The sequence below is a fragment of the Xanthobacter tagetidis genome (assembly GCF_003667445.1).
Lineage (GTDB): Bacteria > Pseudomonadota > Alphaproteobacteria > Rhizobiales > Xanthobacteraceae > Xanthobacter > Xanthobacter tagetidis.
On sequence record NZ_RCTF01000010.1, the window covers coordinates 35,745 to 55,263 of the forward strand.

General features: G+C 69.0%; 19 protein-coding genes. All 19 read right to left on the minus strand.

Annotated features, from left to right (window positions below; translation table 11 throughout):
* Positions 1–489, minus strand: a complete 489-nt coding sequence (locus D9R14_RS13155) for a (2Fe-2S)-binding protein (protein WP_121623791.1) — start codon at positions 487–489, stop codon at positions 1–3.
* Positions 486–1,361 carry an FAD binding domain-containing protein gene (locus D9R14_RS13160; RefSeq protein WP_121623792.1) on the minus strand — a complete coding sequence of 292 codons (876 nt, stop codon included), beginning with the start codon at positions 1,359–1,361 and terminating at the stop codon, positions 486–488. Before D9R14_RS13160 ends, D9R14_RS13155 begins: the two co-directional genes overlap by 4 nt.
* A complete protein-coding gene (locus tag D9R14_RS13165; protein ID WP_210210848.1) occupies positions 1,358–2,512 on the minus strand; it encodes a thiolase family protein in 1,155 nt (384 codons plus the stop codon). Before D9R14_RS13165 ends, D9R14_RS13160 begins: the two co-directional genes overlap by 4 nt.
* A 10-nt stretch (positions 2,513–2,522) precedes the next feature.
* On the minus strand, positions 2,523–2,927 hold the full coding sequence (locus tag D9R14_RS13170) for a Zn-ribbon domain-containing OB-fold protein (protein WP_121623793.1): 405 nt from the start codon (positions 2,925–2,927) through the stop codon (positions 2,523–2,525).
* Positions 2,924–3,520, minus strand: coding sequence for an SRPBCC family protein (locus D9R14_RS13175; protein ID WP_121623794.1), 597 nt, complete (start codon positions 3,518–3,520; stop codon positions 2,924–2,926). The genes D9R14_RS13170 and D9R14_RS13175 overlap by 4 nt, the downstream gene beginning before the upstream one ends.
* Before the next feature lie 12 nt (positions 3,521–3,532).
* Positions 3,533–4,723: an iron-containing alcohol dehydrogenase gene (locus D9R14_RS13180; RefSeq protein WP_121623795.1), complete on the minus strand. Its 1,191-nt coding sequence runs from the start codon at positions 4,721–4,723 to the stop codon at positions 3,533–3,535.
* 73 nt (positions 4,724–4,796) lie between these two features.
* Positions 4,797–6,053, minus strand: coding sequence for an ABC transporter substrate-binding protein (locus D9R14_RS13185; protein ID WP_121623796.1), 1,257 nt, complete (start codon positions 6,051–6,053; stop codon positions 4,797–4,799).
* A 52-nt stretch (positions 6,054–6,105) separates the two neighbouring features.
* The gene (locus tag D9R14_RS13190; RefSeq protein ID WP_121623797.1) at positions 6,106–7,224 is read right to left on the minus strand and encodes a branched-chain amino acid ABC transporter permease; all 1,119 of its coding nucleotides are present in this window, start codon (positions 7,222–7,224) and stop codon (positions 6,106–6,108) included.
* A complete protein-coding gene (locus D9R14_RS13195; protein WP_121623798.1) occupies positions 7,224–8,120 on the minus strand; it encodes a branched-chain amino acid ABC transporter permease in 897 nt (298 codons plus the stop codon). Before D9R14_RS13195 ends, D9R14_RS13190 begins: the two co-directional genes overlap by 1 nt.
* On the minus strand, positions 8,117–8,884 hold the full coding sequence (locus D9R14_RS13200) for an ABC transporter ATP-binding protein (protein ID WP_121623799.1): 768 nt from the start codon (positions 8,882–8,884) through the stop codon (positions 8,117–8,119). Before D9R14_RS13200 ends, D9R14_RS13195 begins: the two co-directional genes overlap by 4 nt.
* Positions 8,881–9,675, minus strand: coding sequence for an ABC transporter ATP-binding protein (locus D9R14_RS13205; RefSeq protein WP_121623800.1), 795 nt, complete (start codon positions 9,673–9,675; stop codon positions 8,881–8,883). Before D9R14_RS13205 ends, D9R14_RS13200 begins: the two co-directional genes overlap by 4 nt.
* A gap of 10 nt (positions 9,676–9,685) precedes the next feature.
* Entirely contained in the window at positions 9,686–11,176 is a 1,491-nt protein-coding gene (locus D9R14_RS13210) for an aldehyde dehydrogenase (RefSeq protein ID WP_121623801.1), read from the minus strand.
* A gap of 673 nt (positions 11,177–11,849) precedes the next feature.
* A complete protein-coding gene (locus D9R14_RS13215; RefSeq protein ID WP_121623802.1) occupies positions 11,850–12,764 on the minus strand; it encodes an HpcH/HpaI aldolase/citrate lyase family protein in 915 nt (304 codons plus the stop codon).
* A 378-nt stretch (positions 12,765–13,142) separates the two neighbouring features.
* Positions 13,143–13,520 (minus strand): monovalent cation/H(+) antiporter subunit G, encoded by a 378-nt coding sequence (mnhG, locus tag D9R14_RS13220; protein WP_121623803.1) that lies wholly within the window; start codon positions 13,518–13,520, stop codon positions 13,143–13,145.
* Positions 13,517–13,825: a K+/H+ antiporter subunit F gene (locus D9R14_RS13225; RefSeq protein WP_121623804.1), complete on the minus strand. Its 309-nt coding sequence runs from the start codon at positions 13,823–13,825 to the stop codon at positions 13,517–13,519. Before D9R14_RS13225 ends, mnhG begins: the two co-directional genes overlap by 4 nt.
* On the minus strand, positions 13,822–14,310 hold the full coding sequence (locus D9R14_RS13230; protein ID WP_121623805.1) for a Na+/H+ antiporter subunit E: 489 nt from the start codon (positions 14,308–14,310) through the stop codon (positions 13,822–13,824). Before D9R14_RS13230 ends, D9R14_RS13225 begins: the two co-directional genes overlap by 4 nt.
* Positions 14,307–15,926 (minus strand): monovalent cation/H+ antiporter subunit D, encoded by a 1,620-nt coding sequence (locus tag D9R14_RS13235; protein WP_121623806.1) that lies wholly within the window; start codon positions 15,924–15,926, stop codon positions 14,307–14,309. Before D9R14_RS13235 ends, D9R14_RS13230 begins: the two co-directional genes overlap by 4 nt.
* Positions 15,926–16,264 carry a Na+/H+ antiporter subunit C gene (locus D9R14_RS13240; RefSeq protein WP_121623807.1) on the minus strand — a complete coding sequence of 113 codons (339 nt, stop codon included), beginning with the start codon at positions 16,262–16,264 and terminating at the stop codon, positions 15,926–15,928. Before D9R14_RS13240 ends, D9R14_RS13235 begins: the two co-directional genes overlap by 1 nt.
* Positions 16,264–19,170, minus strand: coding sequence for a monovalent cation/H+ antiporter subunit A (locus D9R14_RS13245; RefSeq protein ID WP_121623808.1), 2,907 nt, complete (start codon positions 19,168–19,170; stop codon positions 16,264–16,266). Before D9R14_RS13245 ends, D9R14_RS13240 begins: the two co-directional genes overlap by 1 nt.
* Between the last annotated feature and the right edge of the window lie 349 nt (positions 19,171–19,519).

The window sequence follows — 19,519 nt, forward strand, 5'->3', positions numbered from 1 at the left end:
TCAGGCCTCCCCTTCGCGCAGGCGCCGCGCCGCGTCGAGAGCGGCGGCGACGATGCCGGCATAGCCGGTGCAGCGGCACAGATTGCCGGTGATGACCTCACGCACCTCGTCCTCGGTGGGATCGGGATTGTCGTTCAGCAGCTCGGTGAGCGTCGTCAGCATTCCGGGGGTGCAGAAGCCGCACTGAAGCGCGTGGTGGCGCTGGAACGCCTCCTGCAGCACGCCGAGCCCGCCCGCTCCCGGCCCGAGGCCCTCGATGGTGGTGACGGCGCGCCCATCCACCTGCACCGCGAAGGTGAGGCAGGAGCGCGCCGACCGCCCGTCGACGAGCACCGTGCAGGCGCCGCACACGCCGTGCTCGCAGCCCACGTGGGTTCCGGTGAGGTCGAGCGTGTGGCGCAGGAAGTCCGCGAGCGTCAGGCGCGGCTCGACCTCGGCCTGGCGCAACGCGCCGTTCACCTCGACGCTGATGTTTCGCTTGGCAATCATGGGACGCTCCTCCCCGCGGCGCGCGCGGCGGCGTCGGCAAGCGCGCGCCCGGTCAGAATGCGGGCCAGATGGCGCCGATAGTCGGCGCTGGCATGGATGTCGGCGAGAGGCGCGATGGCCCCCGCGAGGTCGGCGGCCGCCTCGATCGGCGCCATCTCGGGCGCATGGCCGATCAGCGCGGCCTCGGCCTCGCGCAGGCGCAGCGGCACGACGGCGACGCCGGCGAGCGTCAGCGAGGCACGGGCGATCCGCCCGTCCGGCCCGAGCGCCAGCAGCGCCGCGGCGGCGACAATGGCAAAATCGCCGTGGCGCCGGGCGAATTCGTGGAAACCCCAGCCGTGCCCCTGCGGCCAGAGTGGCAGTTCGATGGCAGCGAGGATCTCGTCCGGCTCCAGCGCCGTGGTCATGAAGTCGACGCCGAATTCCGCGAACGGCACCCGTCGTGTCCCGCGCACGGAGGCGATCTCGATCACCGCGTCGTGGGCGGCGCACATCATGGGCTGCTCGGAGGCCGGGTCGAAATGCGCGACGCTGCCGCCGAAGGTGCCGCGATTGCGGGTCTGGCGATGCCCCACGTGCTTGAGCGCCGCCTTCAGCAGCGGGCAGCGCTGCGCGACCACGTCCGAGAATTCCAGTTCGCGCTGCGGCGTCGTGGCGCCGATGCGCAGCGTTTCGCCGGCGAGCGCGATGCCCGCGATCTCCGGGATCCCGCCGAGGTCAACCAGATGGTCGGCAATGACATAGCGGAAGTTCATCATCGGGCCGAGGGACTGTCCCCCGGCGATGAGCTTGGCGTTGTCGAGCCGCGCCAGCAGGCCGGCAGCCTCCGCGAGGCTCGTCGGCGCGTAATAGTCGAATGGTGCGGGTTTCATCGCGCGAACACGTGGATCGAACAGGCGCCGTGGTCGAGCCCAGCGATGCCGCCTCCGGTGGCATGGGTGACACCCACCTTCGCCCCCTCCACCTGATGCGCGCCGGCGCGGCCTTCCAGCTGGCGCGTCACCTCCACCGCCTGGGCGACACCGGTGGCGCCGATGGGATGGCCGCGCGACAACAGGCCGCCCGACGGGTTCACCGGTATCGATCCGCCGAGCGAAGTCGCACCGCTCTTGAGTAGCCCGTAGGCCTCGCCGCGCCCGCAGAAGCCGAATGCCTCGTAGTACATCAGTTCGGCGATGGTGAAAGCGTCGTGGATCTCGGCCACGTCAACGTCTTCCGGCCCGATCCCCGCCATCTCGAAAGCGCCTCTGGCGCCGCGAGCGGTCAGCTCCGGCCACGTCATGTCGCGGAAATGGTCGGTATAGAGGCCCGAGGTCACTTCCGATGCAGCGATGCGCACGTCTTTCCCCTCGAGCCGCCGTGCCACGTCGGCGCTGGCGAGCACCACCGCGGCCGCGCCGTCACCGGTCGGGCAGCAATGCCAGAGCGTGAACGGCTCGGTGACGGGGCGCGCCGCCATGACCTCGTCGAGCGAGACGCGCTTCTTGATCTGGGCGTTGGGGTTGAGCGCGCCGTGCTCGTGGGCCTTCACGGCGACCTCGGCGAGCTGGGTCTCGGTGAGGCCGTATTCGTGCATGTAGCGGCGCGCGCGCATGGCGTAGAGGGCGGGCATCACCATGCCCTGGTTCACCTCCCAGTCCTCGCGCTCCAAAGGAAGCGTGCCGCCGCCGAACTTGGTCAGCTTCTCCGCGCCCACGACCACCACAACGTCGTGCTGGCCGCTGGCCACCGAAAGCCAGCCCAGCGACAGCGCCGAGGAAGAGGACGAACAGGCGTTCTCCACGTTGATGATGGGCATGCCGGAGATGCCGAGCGTCTTCATGATGCGCTGGCCGGCCAGCATGCCGCCGAGCGCGGTGCCGCAGAACACGCCGCCGATCTCCTTCGGCTTCACGCCCGATTCGAGGATCGCCTCGCGCACCGCCGGCCAGGCGATCTCCGCCAGCGTCTGGTCGGGAAACTTGCCGAACGGGATGAGCCCGGTGCCGACCACGCGCACCTCGCGCAGAGCGTTGGACGTCATGGGAGCCTCCTCAGGCGGGAACGAAGGTGTAGGTGGAGAGCGGCGCGCCCGCCGCATCGGTGCCGACCACGCCGAGCGCGAGGCGCACCTGCTGGTCGATGGCGATGGCCGCCGGCGGCGCGGCGATATGGGCCAGCACCCGCAGCCCATCGGGCAGGTCCACATAGCCGAGCACGTAGGGCACATCCCACCCCTTCGGGGCCTGGTGCACCACGGAATAGGAGTAGAGCCGGCCCTCAGACGGGAGCGCCAAGGTCTCGACATCAATGGACAGGCAATCGGTGCAGACGGCAGCGCGCGGGAAGCTGCGGGCGCCGCAGGCGCGGCATGCGCCGCCGAGCAGGCGCGGGCCTGACGCCGCGGCCTCCACCAAAGCGGGGTTGATGAGCTTCAGCAGGTCGGTGTCGGCGGTCATGACGCGTTCCTCTGCACCAGCCGCGCAAGGCGGCCGCGGATATAGGCGACGAGAAGGGCCAGGACGGAGAGGCCTTGGGCTTGAGGTGCCGACGGCACCGCCGCCGATCGGCCCTCATTCGGCGCAGCGGCGGCACGCCGCTCGGCCGCGAGGCGCGCGGCGAGGTTGGCGGCGAACTGGTCCACCAGAACCTGGGCGACGCCGGCAATCACGCCCTGGGCGCGGCCATACTGGGCGACCGCGCCGGCGAGGTTCACGTCGGTGGTCACGTCCACCCGTGATCCCGCCCCTTCCGGTGCCAGGCGAAAGGCGACATCTGCGGAGGCGTTGCCGCGCCCCTTGGTCTCGGTGCCGCTCGCCCTGGCGCGCACACTTCGGCCGTCCTCGTCGATCTCGACGACCTCGGCCCGTCCCTGGAACGCCACCGCCACCGGACCGAGCTTGAGCTTCATCTGCCCGCGATAGGTCCGCTCGCCCTCAACTGCGATCAGTTCCGCACCCGGCATGCAGGGCACCAGCGCCGGGATGTCCAGCAGCACGCGCCAGGCCTCGTCCGGCGGCAGGTCGACGCGGAAGGTGTTCTCGATCTTCATCGTGACCGCTCCTCAGGCATAGCACTGCGCGTAGAGGGCGCGCGCTTCGGCGACCGTGGCGCGGCGCACGCCGGGCTGGTGGACCACATGGCCGTCGCGCACCTCGCCCTCCGGCATGGCGCCGCCATAGAGGCCGGGGATGGCAGCTGCCGCCATCTCGGCAATCCGCGCCTGTGGAAGCTGCTCCTGCGTGAACGCGGTGGGCGTGCCCACATCCTCGAACAGGCGGAAGAAGGCGTCGCGGATCGCCGCCACGGTGCCCCGCAGGTCGTCCGCAGGCGCCGCCCCGAGAGCAAGCGCAAGCGCGCGCGCCTTCTCCGGCGCCACTGGCGCGTTGAAGGCCACGACGCGCGGGATCAGCACCCCGACGCCGATGGTGTGCGGCAAATCGAGGATCGCCTCCAAAGGCAGGGAGAGCGTGTGCGCGAGGCCGAGCCGGGCGTTGCCGCACGCCATATTGGCCATGGAGGAGGCCAGCAGATTGTCGGCCCGCGCGCGCTCGTCATCGGAAAGGATGGACCGGCGCATGCTGCCGGCCTGGAGCCGGACCGATTCCAGCGCCAGCGCATCCGTGAGCGGCGTGGCGAGGAAGGAGAACAGCGCTTCCACCGCATGGGTCAGCGCATCCACCGCCGAGCCCGCGGCGGCACGCGGCGGCAGGGTCGCGAGCGTCACCGGATCGAGGATCGCCACGTCCGGGAAGCTCAGCGGGCCGCCGCCCACCAGCTTGCGGTGGCTCGCCTCGTCCTTGACCAGCGTGAACTGGGAGACTTCGGATCCCGAGCCCGCGGTGGTGGGCGCCATGATCATGGGCAGCGCCTTGTTGCGGAAGTTGGCGACGCCGGTCATGTCCGCGAACGTCGTGCCGTTGGGCGCCACGATGGCGATGCCCTTGGCGGTGCAGATCACCGAGCCCCCGCCGATGGCGATGACACCGTCGCGGCCCTCGCTGCGCACGCGCGCCGCCTCGCCGTCCACATGGGCAAGACGCGCATCGATCCCGCAGCCCTCGAACGTCGCGACATCGAGCCCGGCGGCGCGCAGCGTCGCCAGCGCATCGCGGTAGAAGGCGGTCGCGGCGATGGCGGGGTCCGACACCACCAGCGGCCGTGCCATGCCGAGGCCGCGCGCCAATTCGCCGATCCGGCTGAGGGCGCCCGGGCCGTGGACGAGGCGAGTGGGCATGAAGAAATTCGCGATCATCTTTCTGTCCTGTCTTCGGTCCCGTGGCGGGCGGGGAGGACGCGCGCCCTCCCCGCCATGGTCGATGGCCGGCCTATTTGTGGGCGTCGACGTACTGTGCGGCGAGATCGGAGGTGAAGTTGGTGCGCACCGCTTCGAGGCCGTACGGCTTGGCCTTGTTCACCTTGAAGAGGCTGGAGGTGAGCGGCGGCCGGCGCTGGTCAGGGCTACCATAGACATGATCGCCGGTGAGGCCGCCGAACGACATGGCGCCGATGCCTTCATAGGCCTTTGCCAGCCCCTGCTGGGAGAGGTCGCCGGCCTTCACCGCCGCTTCCAGCACCGCGGTCGCCGCCTGGGCGGACTTGTAGCCGATGGTGAAGAAGAAATCGGGCTTGGCCTCGGGGGCGTATTTCTTCTGCAGTTCCACCATGCGCGCCATGCCGGGCACGCTCATGTCGCCCCATTCCGGACCTTCCGAGGCGATCATCAGGTTCTTGGCCATGTAGTCATAGGCCGGATTGTCCACCAGGACGCCGGACCAGGTGGGAAACTGGCCGAGCCACAGCGGCGCGAAGTTCACGCGCACCGCGTTGCCCACCATGCGCACGAACTGGGGCGGAATGGTCGTGACATAGACCAGCTGGCAGCCTGCGGCCTTCAATTGCGCCATCTGGCCGCTGAAGTCCTGATCGGCCATCGAGAAGCGCACCACCGCGGCGACCTTGAATCCGAGCTTCTTGGACGCGAACTCGACGCCCTCAAGTCCGGCGGCGCCATAGGGATCGTCGCGGATCAGCGCGCAGACCGTCTTGTCCTTGTAGCCCTGGTTGTTCCAGAGCTCGGCAAGCGCGTTCACCGCCATGATCTGATAGGGCGCGCCCACGGCGAGGAGCTGGCGCTCCTTGAAGAAGACGTAGTCGTAGCCCCCGGCACCGACCAGCATCTTGTCGTCGTTCACCTGCGGCAGCACGGCGAGCGTCGTGTGGGTGCCGAACAACTGGGCCACCATGACCACATCGTTCTTGATCTTGTTGTAGGCCTGGACCGTGGGCGCCTGCTGGTTCATGTGGTCCTCGACCACCAGCTCGACCTTGTACTTGCCCGCGATGCCGCCCTTCTCCTTGTTGATGTAGTCGAACCAGGTGCGGGCGCCGGCCACCACCGGCTGGCCGAGCACGGCGGCGGGCCCGGTGAGAGGCTGGATCAGTCCGAGGCGGATGGTCTTGCCGTCGAAGCCGTTGACCGGCTTCAGCTCGCCCTGGGCCGCTGCTGGCGCGGCCGAGAGCGTCGCCGCGAACAGTCCGGCGCAGGCGGCGAGGCGGCAGATCTGGGCCGATATCTTGGCCATGGGGGTCTCCTCCAGTTATCTCTTTTGGTGTCTTCGAGCGGCGTCGAAGCCTTCAGGGCTTTGGCGTCGGCGGCCTCCCGCGGCGGCGCGGCACGAGGCCCGCAAGCCCGCGCGGGGCAAACATGAGGAAGGCGATGATGAACAGCCCGAACAGGATCTGGTTGAGCGCGAACAGGCTGACGATGCCGCCGTCTCCCGGCGTGAAGGAAACGAAGGGCAGGTAGGGGCTCGCAAGCTTCACCACCTGCGGCATCAGCGTCACGAACAGCGCGCCCAGCACCGAGCCCAGCACCGAGCCGGTGCCGCCGACCACGATCATGGCGAGGTACTGCACGCCCAGCAGAAGGTCCCACTCGGTGGGCGCCGCATAGCGCACATAGCCGCCATAGAGCGCGCCGCCCGCTGCCGCCAGCATGCTGGAGACTACGAAGGCGAGGATCTTGGTGCGCGACACGCTGATGCCGATCACCGAGGCCGTCATCTCGCGGTCGCGGATGGCCATGAGCGCCCGCCCCGAGCGCGAGTTGAGGATATTGAGCACGCAGATGCCGGCGCCGAGCGCGCACAGCCAGATCAGGATGAACCAGCCCTGGTTGCGCGCCAGCGTCGTGCCGAACACGGACAGTGCCGAGAAGTCGATCGGCCCGAGCCTGGCGGCAATGAGGACGGAACGCCCGTTCGCCCCGCCGGTGAGCCAGGGCAGGTTCTGCCACAGATGGAGGCCGATCAGCACCAGGCCGAGGGTGACAATCACCAGATACTGGCCGCGCAACCGCAGCGCGAACGGACCCACGAGGCCGCCGACCAGCGCGCCCATGAGCATGGCTGCGGCGAGCCATACCGGCAGCGGCAGGCCGAGATCCTGGCCGGCGAACGCCGCCGCATAGCAGCCCACGCCCATGAAGAAGGGCTGACCGAGCGAGACCTGCCCGGTGTTGCCGGTGAGCAGGTTGAGGCCGATGGCTCCCACCGCCGCGATGCCGGCGTAGTTCAGGATCGAGAGCCAGAAGTCGCTCGCCACGAAGGGCAGGACGAAGATCGCCCCGAGCGCGAGGGCGAGCAGCCCCCAGCCGATGCTGGCCGGCGGGCGCGCCAGAGGGCGCGAGACCGAGGCCGCGACCACCTGCGGCGCTTCCACGGACGTCGCGGAGAGGTTCATCGGCACGTGCATCAGCCCCTCCCCACGGCTTTGGTGCCGAACATGCCGTAGGGCCGCACCAGCAGAAACGCGGTCATCAGCAAATAGGGCATCACCAGGTGGAAGTTCTGGCCAAGGAAGGGGGCGTGCTGGGCGACGTAGCTGGCGGTGAGCACCTCGGCGACGCCGATGGCGAGGCCGCCCACCACGGCCCCCACGGGCGAATCCATGCCGCCGAGGATAATGGCCGGAAAGGCGCGCAGCGCGATCAGCGACAGCTCCGGGCTCAGCCCGCGAACACCGCCCGAGAGCATCACCCCGGCGAGCGCGGCGATGACCCCGGCGATCGCCCAGGCGAGGGCGAACACGAGGCCGGGAGAGACGCCTTGCGCCATGGCCGCCTCCTGGTCCAGCGCCGAGGCGCGCATGGCGAGCCCCCAGCGCGAGCGGGCGAAGAACAAATAGACGGCGAGCATCACCGCCGCGCCCACGCCGAGCGTCCACAAGTCCACTTCGAGGACCTGCACGCCGCCGATGCCGGCCATGCCCATGCCCCAGGGATCGCCCAGCGCCAGGAGGTCGTAGCCCCACACGGCCGCTGGCACCTGCTCCAGGATGATGAGCAGGCCCCAGGTGATCATGATGACGGCGAACACCGGCTTGCCGATCATGCGCCGCATGACGACCCGCTCGATCAGCACTGCGACCAGGGCCGTGCCGAGCACCGCCAGAAGCACCGCGAGGGCGAAGGGCAGGCCCAATGCGTTGCGCAGCGCATAGCAAAAATAGGCGCCGCACAGGACCAGGCCGCCCTGCGCGAAATTCAGCACGCCGGTCGACTTGTAGACCACCACGAAGCCCAGCGCGATGAGGGCATACATGGAGCCCAAGGACAGGCCGCCGATGACAAGCTGGATCAGCTCGCTCATGCCGCTCTCCCGAGATAGGCTTCGATGACGCGCGGATCGTTCTGGATCTCGTGCGGGGTTCCGGTGGCCACGTGCTGGCCGAAGTCGATGGCCATCAGCCGGTCGGAGATGGTCATCACCATCCGCATGTCGTGCTCCACCAGCACCATGCCGGTGCCGTGGCGGCGGCGGACGTCGAGGATCGCCTCGCTGATGCGGTGGGTCTCCTCGTGGTTCATGCCTGCCACCGGCTCGTCGAGCAGCAGCAGCTTCGGCTCCATGGCGAGCGCGCGGGCGATCTCGATCAGCTTGCGCACGCCGTAGGGCAGCACGCCGATCGGCGTGTCGGCCTCGCGGGCGAGACTGAAAATTTCGAGAATCTCGGAGACTCGGGCGCGGTTCTCCCGCTCCTCCCGCACCGTTGAGCGAAGCCGCAGCGCGTTGCCGAGTAGCGAGGTCGCCATCAGATGGTGGCGCCCGAGCAGCACGTTCTCCATCACCGTGAGGTGCTCGAACAGGCCGAGATTCTGGAACGTGCGGGCGATGCCGAGGGTGGCAAGGTCCTTCGGCGGCAGGCCCACCAGATCGCGCCCCTCGAGCCGGATGGCGCCGGCCGTCGGCCGGTAGAGGCCGCTCAGGCAATTGAAGATGGTGGTCTTGCCGGCGCCGTTCGGCCCGATGATGGAGAATATCTCTCCCGCCTTCACGTCGAAGGAGACGCCGGAGAGTGCCTTCACGCCGCCGAAGGAGACCGAAAGATCGCGCACTTCGAGGAGGCTCGTCATCGCCGGCCCTCCCCGCTGGAGGCAATCTCCGCCTCCTGCGCCCCGACGATGCCGAGATAGAGTTCGCGGATCATCGGGTTTTCTTTCAGGACCGGCCCCGGCCCCTCGAGCGCAATGCGCCCGCTCTCCAGGATGTAGCCGTAGTCGGCGAGCGAAAGCGCCATGTCGGCGTTCTGCTCCACCAGCATCACCGAGACGCCCCCGGCGGCGATGTGGCGGATCACCTCGCGGATCTGCTTGACGATGATGGGCGCGAGCCCGAGCGAGGGCTCGTCCAGCAGCAGCAGGCGCGGGCGCGCCATCATGGCGCGGCCGATGGCGAGCATCTGCTGCTGGCCGCCGGAGAGATAGCCCGCCGGCTGCGCGAAGCGCTCGCGCAGGATGGGGAACTGCTCCAGCACCTGGTCGAGCGTGCGCCGCGTCTCGGCGCCGTCGCGACGGGTGAAGGCGCCCATGCGCAGGTTCTCTTCGATCGTCAGCTCGCCGAAGATGCGCCGGCCCTCCATCACCTGGGCGATGCCGCGCCGCACCAGCGCGGCGCCGCCGAGGCCGGCGATGTCGGCACCGTCATAGGCGATGCGCCCGCGGGAGACCCGGCCGCGATGCCAGGAGAGCAAGCCCGAAATGGACCGCAGAACCGTGGTCTTGCCCGCGCCGTTGGCGCCCAGCAGGGCGACGATGCCGTTCGCCGGCACGTTCAGGCTGATGCCGCGCAGCGCCAGGATCGAACCGCCATAGACCGCCTCGACATCGTCGAGCACGAGCAGGGGTTGGGGATGAGGAGCAGCCATGCCGTCCCCCTCAGCCGATGGTGAAGGGGTCACGGGTGGCGCCGGACAATTCGACCCAGACCGTCTTGGTCTCGAGATATTCCTCGACCGCCGCGGCACCGTTCTCGCGGCCGGAGCCGGACTGCTTGTAGCCGCCGAACGGCGCGTTGTAGGCCACCACCCGGTAGGCGTTGAGCCACACCGTTCCGGCGCGCACCTTGTTGGCCACCCGGTGGGCGCGCTGGATGTTGAGGCTCCAGATGCCGGCGGCGAGTCCGAACTCGGTGTCGTTGGCGATCGCGATCGCCTCCTCCTCGGTGTCGAAGGGGATGACCGAGAGCACCGGGCCGAACACCTCCTCCCGCGCGATGGTCATGTCCGGCGTCACGTCCACGAGGATCGTCGGCGGCACGAACAGGCCGCCCGGCCCGGCCTCCGGCCCGCCGCAGGCGAGGCGCGCGCCTTCTTTCACCGCGGCTTCGATCATGCCGTTGACCTTGGCGAACTGCTGCGGCGTCGCCACCGGACCCATCTCGGTCTCCGGCAGGCCGGGATCGCCGAGCTTGATGGTGCGCGCCCGCTCGATCACACGGCCGAGAACGTCATCCATGATGGAGCGCTGGATCACCAGGCGCGAGCCCGCCATGCAGGTCTGGCCCGAGGCGGCGAAGATGCCGGAAATGACGCCGTTGGCGGCGGCGACGGGATCACAGTCGTGGAACACGATGTTGGGCGACTTGCCGCCCAGTTCCAGCAGGACGCCGGTGAGGTTGTCCGCGGCCGTCCGGGCGATGGCCTTGCCGACGTCCGTGGAGCCGGTAAAGGCGATCTTGTCCACCCGCCGGTCCGAAACCAGCGCGCGCCCGGCCTCCGGGCCACCGGTGACGACATTGTATACGCCGGCGGGAAAGCCTGCCTCTTGCACCAGCCGGCCGAGTTCGATGGCCGAGACGGGCGTGTGCTCGGACGGCTTGACGATGAAGGTGCAGCCCGCGGCGAGCGCGGGGGCGAGCTTCCAGGCGAGCAGCAGGCCGGGCGAGTTCCAGGGGGTGATGGCGGCCACCACGCCCACCGGCTCCTTGCGGGTGAACGCGCTGAAGTTCGGCCGGTCGGACTGGAGCGTCGTACCCTCGATCCGCTCGGCGGCGCCCGCGAAGTAGAAGAACCAGTCCGGCATGTAGCGCCATTGGGCGGTCATCTCGCGCAGAAGCTTGCCGTTGTCGCGGCTCTCCACGGCGGCGAGGCGCTCGGCATCGCGGGCGATCAGCTCGGCGAGGCGGCGCAGCAGCGCGGCGCGCTCGCGCGCGGTGGCGCGGCCCCACGGCCCGGCATCGAAGGCCGCCCGCGCCGCGCCGACGGCGGCGGCCACATCCTGCGCGCCCGCGTCCGGCACCGTGGCCCAGGCTGAGCCCGCATAGGGGTCAAGGCTTTCCATGCGCCGGCCGGAGGCGGCACCGACCCAACGGCCATCGATCAGCATGTCATAGGCAGTCGGCGCCTGAGGCGCGGGCCGATCCAGCATGGCGTTTCCCTTATTCGATTGATTAGAATTTAATTCTAACAAATAGAAGCATCGGGACAGACGCGTGTCAACCCGCCACGCATCCGAGGGACGCGACGGCCGAGGAAGGACTGGGAATGTTGAAGGCTCGCGCTGGCGTGGCGGCACGCACCTTGATTGGTAGGCACGCAACAGAAAGCTCACTGCCGGTGTCACAGGGGAGACGCTCTGGTCCCGGACTGGGGACGGCACCTCTGACACCAAAGGCTAGTCTTCTCTGACGGCCCGTGCTGCACGATTTGCGATGCGGCGTGACCAGTTCAGCACATCATCACCGCATTCGAGCGAACGTCGCGTGCGGGCGAACAATAAAGGAGGCAGCGCGCGCTCGGTCCCGCCCCCCGAAATCACGCAGCGCACCTCATCTTCGTGTTGGCATATTCTTGGAATTTCTGGATTGTCTGCCGAAATCGACGAATTAATATCAATATATTTAAGGAAATTGTTCGATCACCTCACCCGCACGAATTCCCGGTCGATGGGCGTCGATTGGCGTCTGAGAAGTTTGAAAAACACAGGATTTTTTCGCCCATGACGTCGGGAAGCGTCGGCTGTAGCGAGCGTTTATCGCAGCTTGTGCAGTGATAGGGACCTACCCCGGGAGCCGCCGGCCGGCACGCCCCCAGAAGTGGCTTCACCGCCCCAATGCTGCCGCGCGTGCCAGCAGCCGCTTGGCGGCGAAGTAGAACGGCACCTCGATGAGCAGGTCGCCGCGCCGTGCGCGCTCCTTCCCCGCCGCCCGCGCCGCCTCGAAGGCCTGGACGATCTCCTCGGCTTCCCGGACATCGGCGGCCGAGGGCGTCATCACCGCGTTGATGATCGCCACGTGGCTCGGATCGACGGCGCTCTTCGCGCCATAGCCGAGCTGGCGGCCGGCGCGCGCATCCGCTTCGCAGCCGGCGGCATCGGCGAATGTGTAGGGGCAGTCGATGGACACCACCTTGGCGGCCCGCGCTTCCAGGTGCAGCCGCTGGCGTGCATAAGCGAGTTCGATGGCGGCACGGCTGCGCGGCGCGCCAAGGTCCTCGGCGAGATCCTCGGTGGAGCACAGCACCGCGCTCACGCGCGGGCTGGCGGTGGCGATGGCATAGGTCTGCATGATGCCGCGGGCGGTCTCGATGTTGGGCACGATCTCGATGCCGCCGGGCGGCAGGCCGAGCCGGCGCTCGTGAAGCGTGATTTCCGCGTCGAGCGCCGCCACATGAGCGGGTTCGGCGACCTTGGGCAGGTGGACCGCATCCGGCCGGCCCTCGATCACCCCGGCGAGGTCGGCAAGGCCGTCACCCTCCAGCGGATTGATCCTGACGCAGGCGACGATGCCGGCGCCGCGCCATGCGGCGAACACCTCGGCGGCCATGGCGCGCGCCTCAGGGCGCAGCTGCGGCGGCGTGAAGTCCTCCAGCTCCTGGATCAGCGCGTCGGCGCCGAGCTGCGCGGCATCCATCAGCTGCGCGCGATCTCCGCCCGGCACGAACAGCCACGACCGGCGCAGCTCGGGTGCGCGCCGCGCCGGCGCCCGCGACAGGCTGCTCGTGGTTTCGTCGTGCATGGTGCTCGTCTCCCTGCGAATGCCGCAACAAGAGCCGGTGTCCCGGCGCACAGCAAGAGCGTGCAGGCGCGGCGGTGGCTGGGCGGTGGACGGAGAGCGTCGGGGGCACGCCGCGAAACTCACCTGCCGGCCCCCACCCGCTGGACGGCCGACACGCCGATGCCCAGCCCTTCGCGTCCTTGCCTCCGCTCCGCTTCAGGCGCTCGGCGGCGTTGAAGGTGGCGCGAACCAGCGCAGAGCGGTCGTCATAGCGCCGCGCCAGGCACATGCCCGACCGCGCCATCGCTGACTTGCAGACCCCAACGCCTTCGCTCCCCCGGTGGCCATCCCGGCCCCATCAAGGCTCCGAAACCTCACAGGTCAAGCGATGCGCGCGCCTCAGCGTGGGTCGGACGGCGGCTCGGTCTCGGGAAACGCCGATGCCGGAACCTCCGGGTTCTCCTCCACGCGGTCGCGATAGAGCGCCGCGCGGGACAACAGCATGAGCGTGATGGGCGTGGTCACCGTGATGAACACCGCGATCAGGATCTCGTGCAGCACGAAGCGGCTTTCCAGCACGCTGAAGCAGACCATCGAGCCGACCAGGATGCCGCCGGTGCCGAGCGTCGCGCCGAGCGTCGGCGCATGGACGCGGGCATAGAAGCTGTCGAGCCGCCACAGACCGGCGGAGCCGATGAGGGTGATCGCGGCGCCCGCGACCACCAGGAACGCCACCAGCAGCGCCGCCCAGGCGGGCAGATCGGGGGCCGCGGTCATTCGATCACCTCGCCGCGCATCAGGAACTTGGCGAACGCCACCGTGCCGACGAAGCCGAGCAGGGCGACGATCAAGGCCGCCTCGAAGAAATGCTGGCTCCCCTCGCGCATGCCGAGGGTCAGGAACAGCAGCATGGTGTTCACATAGAGCGTGTCGAGACCGAGGATGCGGTCCTGCGCCCGCGGGCCGCGCAGGATGCGCAGCGTCGCCAGCGCCATGGCCGCCGTCAGCATCACCTGGGCGAGCGTGAGGGCGGCGCCGAGCAGGAGGGTCGCCCAGGGGGCGCTGGCCGAAAGAGCGCTCATTCGAAGATCTCCATCAGCAGGCGCTCGTAGCGCTGCTTGATCAGAGTGGTCCAGTGCTCCTCGTCCACCAGATCGAGCACGTGCAGCAGCAGTTCGCCCTTCGCCGCATCGTAGTTCATCCACAAGGTGCCGGGCGTCGCCGTCAGGATGATGGCGAGCATGGCGAGGCCGCCTTGGCTGCGCAGATCCAGCGGGATGGTCATGAACCCCGCCCGCCCGCCTCCGCGGGTGCCGGTGAGGATGATCGTGCCGACCGCGAGATTGGAGCGGAAGATATCCACCAGCACCCGGAGCGCGAGTTGCACCATGGCCTGGGGCCGGCGCAGCCCCGACCGCTCCATCCGGAACACCGAGAGCGTCCACGACGCGACCAGCGCGACGATGGCGCCGAGCACCAGGTGCCCCGGCGAGACGCTCTGGTTCAGCAGCAGCCACATGGCGAGCAGCGCCAGGAACAGCAAGGGATGGGGCAGCAGGCGGGTCATCGGCCGGCCTCCGGCACGGCCGGCGCCGCGGCGGCGGGCGGGGCCGGCATCACAGCGCCCACATAGGCCGAGGGCGCATGCAGCGCCTGTGAGGTCTCGGTCATGAAGCGCATGACCGGGCTGCCGAACACCGTCATGGCGACGCACAGGACGAGAATCCCGGCCACGGGGGCGAACTCCACCGCCTTCACGCTGGGCAGACTCGCCTGCATCGGCACCCAGAAGGTGGTGATGCCGGTGCGCGCCATGGCCACGAGCGCAGCGAAGCCGGACAGCGCCAGCAGCGCGATCAGCGCCCAGGCGCTGCCGGAAATCCCCTCGCTCGGGGTCATGAGCGCCGACATCATGGCGAACTTGGCGAGGAAGCCGGGCAAGGGCGGCAGCCCGGCCAGCAGCAGCGCGCAGATGAAGAAGGCGCCGCCGAGCGCCGCCATGGTCATGGGCAGCGCCGTGCCCACCTCCTCCTCGACCTGCCCGGCCCCCTCCCCGTCTCCGAACACCTCCATGGAGACGGCGATCACGTCCGCGCCGGCCGCGCGCCCGCGCTCCACCAGCTCGATCAGCAGAAAGAAGGCGCAGATCGCCAGCGTCGAGCTGGCGAGATAATAGAGCGCGCCGGCGATGATCGCCGCATCGCCGAAGCCGATGGCGGAAAGCAGCGTGCCCGAGGAGACGAGGACGCTGTAGCCGGCCAGCCGCGGCATGGACTGGGAGGCGAGCACGCCGACCGTGCCGAAGGCGATGGTGGCGAGCCCGCCATAGAGCAGCCAGTGCGCCCCGAAGCCCGCGGACGGCCCCGAATCCGCGCCGAACAGCAGCAGGCTGAGGCGCAGGATCACGTAGATGCCCACCTTGGTCATCATGGCGAACATGGCCGCGGCAGGCGCGCTCGCGGCGGAATAGGTGGTGGGCAGCCAGAAATTCAGCGGCCACATGGCCGCCTTCACCAGGAAGGCGACCGCGAGAATGGCCGCGCCGGCCTCGAACAGGGTGCGGCCCTCCTCGCCGATAGCGGGGATGCGGCCGGCGAGGTCGGCCATGTTGAGCGTTCCGGTCACGCCGTAGATCAGGCTCACGCCCACCAGGAACAGCGAGGACGCGACGAGATTGATCGGGATGTAGTGCAGCCCCGCTTTGACGCGGGCGATGCCGGAGCCATGCAGCACCAGCCCGTAGGACGCGGCCAGCATCACCTCGAAGAACACGAACAGGTTGAACAGGTCGCCGGTCAGGAACGCGCCGTTCAGTCCCATCAGCAGGAACAGGAAGATGGAATAGAAGCGCGGCCCCGCCCGGTGCCAGCGCGCGAGCGCGAACACGAAGCTGGCGCAGGCGAGCAGCGCGGTGAGCACGAGCATCATGGCCGAGAGCCGGTCGGCCACCAGCACGATGCCGAATGGCGCCGGCCAGTTGCCCACCGCCTGGACGATGGCGCCCTGTCGGTCGGTCGCGACCAGCAGCGTCACCGCCATCGCCAGCAGCGCCAGGATCGTCCCGAGGCTCACCGTGACCTTCAGGGTGCGGAGACGGTCGTCGAACAGCAGCAGGAACGCGCCGGCCATCAGCGGCAGCAGCACCGGCAGGACGACGAGGAATGAGAGGGGGGGAGTCTGCATCAGTCGCCGAGCCCATCCACGTGGTCGCTGCCGGTGCGTCCACGCGCGGTGAGCAGCACCACGAGGAACAGCGCCGTCATGGCGAAGCCGATGACGATGGCCGTCAGCACCAGCCCCTGCGGCAGCGGGTCGGCGAAGGCGGCCGGATCGCCGGCCACCCCCTTCTCCAGGATCGGCGGGGCGCCCGGCCGCAGCCGCCCCATGGAGAAGATGAAGAGATTGACCGCATAGGACAGAAGCGACAGGCCGATGATGACTTGGTAGGTGCGCGGGCGCAGCAGGAGCCAGGTGCCGGCTCCGCCGAGCACGCCGATGCCGATGGCGAGGATGGTCTCCATCACGGCTCTCCCAGGCTGCGCGTCTCGCGCGGTCCGCGCAGCGACTGGTGGGCGAGCGCGATGAGCATCAGCACGGTCGCGCCGACCACCAGCGCGAACACGCCGAGGTCGAACATGAGGGCCGAGGCCATCGGCACCTCGCCCACCACCGGCAGGTGCACGTAGCGCGCGTAGGATGTCAGGAACGGGTAGCCGAGCAGCAGCGAGGCGAGCCCGGTCAGGCTTGCGGTCAGCAGGCCGAGCCCCATCCAGCGCAGCGGCAGCACGCGCAGCACCGCCTCCGCGCCGCGCACGCCCGCGGCCATGTATTGCAGCACGAAGGCGATCGACAGGACGATGCCGGCGGCAAAGCCCCCGCCCGGCAGATCGTGGCCGCGCATGAACAGGTAGACCGCGAGCACGGCGATGGGCGGGAACAGCCACTGCATGATGAAGCGCGGGATCAGCAGGTAGTCGGCGACCGTGTCGCCCACCTCCCGGTCGGGCCGCGCCGCGTCATAGGCGTTCTGGATGCGCTGCTGCTCCGGCCTCTCGACGCTGTCCGGCGCCGGGCGGAAGCGGCGCAGCATGGCGAACACGGTGAGCGCCACCACGCACAGCACGGTGATCTCGCCCAGCGTGTCGAAGCCTCGGAAGTCGACCAGGATCACGTTGACGATGTTGGTGCCGCCGCCCTCCGTATAGGCGCGCTCGACGAAGAAGCGGGACACCGTGTCGGGCAAGGGCCGCGTCATCACCGCATAAGACAGCATCGACAGGCCGAGCCCCACTGCGAGCGCCAGCGCGAGGTCGCGGAAGCGCCGGGCGATGACGGCGCCGGAGGGCCGCATATCCTCCTGAGTGATGATGCGCTTCGGCAGCCAGCGCAGGCCGAGCAGGATCAGCACCGTGGTGACGATTTCCACCAGAAGCTGGGTCAAGGCGAGGTCCGGGGCGGACAGCCAGAGGAAGGTGAGGCAGGTGACGAGCCCGGCGCCGCCCGTGAGCGCCAAGGCGGCGAGCCGGTGGAACTTCGCCTGATGGGCGGCCCCCAAAGCGCAGGCGATGCCGATCGCCCAGACGAGGATGAAGGCGGGCGTCGCCGGCGTGAGCGCGCGCGTGCCGACGCTCGCCGCGCCGTGCACCAGGACCGGGACGGATGCGGCCAGGATGGCGACCATCACCAGCAGCCGAAGCTGCGGCTGCAGGCGCCGTGTGCCGAAGATCTGCTCCAGCGTGCGCGCCCACTTCCAGGACAGCGTCACCATCACGTTCTCGAAGATGCGCTGGGCGTTCAGGTCCTGGAGCAGCGGCGGCCCCTCGCTGCCGCTCGCCAGATATCCGCGCAGCGCGAGATAGAGGACGATCCCGCCCGCCATGGCGATCACGCTCATGAGCAGCGGCAGGTTGAAGCCGTGCCAGACGGCGAGGCTGTAATAGGGCAGGTCGGTGCCCACCACCGCCTGCGCCGCGCTCGCCAGAAGCCAGCCCACGGCGCGGCCGGGGATGATGCCGATGACGAGGCAGATCACCACCAGCAGCTCGATGGGGAAGCGCATCCAGCGCGGCGGCTCGTGCGGCATGCGCGGCAGGTCGGTCGGCGGCGGGCCGAAGAACGTGCCGAGGATGAAGCGCAGCGAATAGGCCACGGAGAACATGCCGGCCAGCGTCGCGAAATAGGGCAGCGAATCGTCCAGCAGCGAGCCGGTATGGTCGGCGACCGCCTCGGCGAAGAACATCTCCTTCGACAGGAAGCCGTTGAGCAGCGGCACCCCGGCCATGGCCGCCGCCGCCACCATGGCGAGCGATGCGGTGAATGGCATGTAGCGCCACAGGCCGCTGAGCCGGCGCAGGTCCCGGGTTCCGGTCTCGTGGTCGATGATGCCCGCCGCCATGAACAGCGAGGCCTTGAAGATCGCATGGTTGAGGATGTGGAACACCGCCGCCACCGCGGCGAGCGGGCTGCCGAGGCCGAGCAGCAGCGTGATGAGCCCCAGGTGGCTGATGGTGGAATAGGCCAGCAGCCCCTTCAGGTCCTGCTGGAAGATCGCGAAATAGGCGCCGATCACCAGGGTCGCGAGGCCCGCGGGCACGACGAGGTAGAACCAGGCGTCGGTTCCCGCCATCACCGGCCACAGCCGCGCCAGCAGGAACACGCCCGCCTTCACCATGGTGGCCGAGTGCAGATAGGCCGACACCGGGGTCGGCGCCGACATGGCGTTGGGCAGCCAGAAATGGAACGGGAACTGCGCGCTCTTGGTCAGCGCGCCGAGCAGGATGAGCACCAGCACCGGTAGGAAGAGCGGGCTTGAGCGGATCGCCTCGCCCGAGGCCAGCACCACGTCGAGGTCATAGCTGCCGACGATGCGCCCGAGCAGGATGGCGCCGACGAACAGGCAGATGCCGCCGGCGGCCGTGACGGTCAGCGCCATGCGCGCCCCGTCGCGCGCACCCGCATTGTGGTGCCAGTAGCCGATCAGCAGGAACGAGAAGAGGCTCGTCAGCTCCCAGAAGAACACGAGCAGGATGAGGTTGCCCGCCAGCACCACCCCGAGCATCGCGCCCATGAAGGCGAGCAGGAAGCTGATGAAGCGCGGGGCCGGGTCCTCGGCGGCGATGTAGTAGCGCGCATAGAGCACCACCAGCCCGCCGATCCCGTACACCAGGATGGCGAAGAGCCAGGCGAGACCGTCGATCCGGAAGCCGAACTCCAGGCCGAACTCCGGAATCCAGGGGAGCTTCGCCGCGACCGACGCGCCCTCTTGCACCTGAGGATAGAACAGGATGGTGATGCCGATGCCGACCACCGTGACGGCGGCGGCGATCAGGACGGCAGATTCGCGCGCCGCCCGCGGCAGCAGGCTGGCGAGAAGGCTCCCGAGAAACGGCATCCCGACAAGGGCAAAAAGCAGCATCCCGTCGGGCATCCCTTCTGGCCTCCGCGCTCAACGATTCGTCACTACCTCTGCGATGCGTGACCATCTCCCGCATGATGGAGGGGGACGGCATGAACGATCAAGCCTCGGGGAGCAGTCTCCTTCCAGTTTGGAGCGAAGCCCTGGCTCTGGCGCGGGACCTTTGGCGTGGCCGCAGAGAGCGAACCATCCCAGTCTTCTTGCGGCAAACGCCACCTTCCGGAGAACGCTCCGGTGCGGGCAGAGGTGAGACAATCCGCCGGGCAGAAAGAGTGATCTTCCGTAACGTCATGCGTATTGTCTGACAAGATGCGTCCGGCAAAATTGCGAGAAGGCGGCCGGCGCAGCGCCACGCACCGCT

Coding starts and splice junctions, on each gene's coding strand:
- D9R14_RS13245 (WP_121623808.1), bottom strand. CDS start 19,170: ATGCCCGACGGGATGCTGCTTTTTGCCCTTGTCGGGATGCCGTTTCTC.
- D9R14_RS13175 (WP_121623794.1), bottom strand. CDS start 3,520: ATGAAGATCGAGAACACCTTCCGCGTCGACCTGCCGCCGGACGAGGCC.
- D9R14_RS13205 (WP_121623800.1), bottom strand. CDS start 9,675: ATGGCTGCTCCTCATCCCCAACCCCTGCTCGTGCTCGACGATGTCGAG.
- D9R14_RS13200 (WP_121623799.1), bottom strand. CDS start 8,884: ATGACGAGCCTCCTCGAAGTGCGCGATCTTTCGGTCTCCTTCGGCGGC.
- D9R14_RS13240 (WP_121623807.1), bottom strand. CDS start 16,264: ATGGAGACCATCCTCGCCATCGGCATCGGCGTGCTCGGCGGAGCCGGC.
- D9R14_RS13235 (WP_121623806.1), bottom strand. CDS start 15,926: ATGCAGACTCCCCCCCTCTCATTCCTCGTCGTCCTGCCGGTGCTGCTG.
- D9R14_RS13210 (WP_121623801.1), bottom strand. CDS start 11,176: ATGCTGGATCGGCCCGCGCCTCAGGCGCCGACTGCCTATGACATGCTG.
- D9R14_RS13230 (WP_121623805.1), bottom strand. CDS start 14,310: ATGACCCGCCTGCTGCCCCATCCCTTGCTGTTCCTGGCGCTGCTCGCC.
- D9R14_RS13160 (WP_121623792.1), bottom strand. CDS start 1,361: ATGAAACCCGCACCATTCGACTATTACGCGCCGACGAGCCTCGCGGAG.
- D9R14_RS13215 (WP_121623802.1), bottom strand. CDS start 12,764: ATGCACGACGAAACCACGAGCAGCCTGTCGCGGGCGCCGGCGCGGCGC.
- D9R14_RS13170 (WP_121623793.1), bottom strand. CDS start 2,927: ATGACCGCCGACACCGACCTGCTGAAGCTCATCAACCCCGCTTTGGTG.
- D9R14_RS13225 (WP_121623804.1), bottom strand. CDS start 13,825: ATGAGCGCTCTTTCGGCCAGCGCCCCCTGGGCGACCCTCCTGCTCGGC.
- D9R14_RS13190 (WP_121623797.1), bottom strand. CDS start 7,224: ATGCACGTGCCGATGAACCTCTCCGCGACGTCCGTGGAAGCGCCGCAG.
- D9R14_RS13180 (WP_121623795.1), bottom strand. CDS start 4,723: ATGATCGCGAATTTCTTCATGCCCACTCGCCTCGTCCACGGCCCGGGC.
- D9R14_RS13185 (WP_121623796.1), bottom strand. CDS start 6,053: ATGGCCAAGATATCGGCCCAGATCTGCCGCCTCGCCGCCTGCGCCGGA.
- D9R14_RS13195 (WP_121623798.1), bottom strand. CDS start 8,120: ATGAGCGAGCTGATCCAGCTTGTCATCGGCGGCCTGTCCTTGGGCTCC.
- D9R14_RS13165 (WP_210210848.1), bottom strand. CDS start 2,512: ATGACGTCCAACGCTCTGCGCGAGGTGCGCGTGGTCGGCACCGGGCTC.
- mnhG (WP_121623803.1), bottom strand. CDS start 13,520: ATGACCGCGGCCCCCGATCTGCCCGCCTGGGCGGCGCTGCTGGTGGCG.
- D9R14_RS13155 (WP_121623791.1), bottom strand. CDS start 489: ATGATTGCCAAGCGAAACATCAGCGTCGAGGTGAACGGCGCGTTGCGC.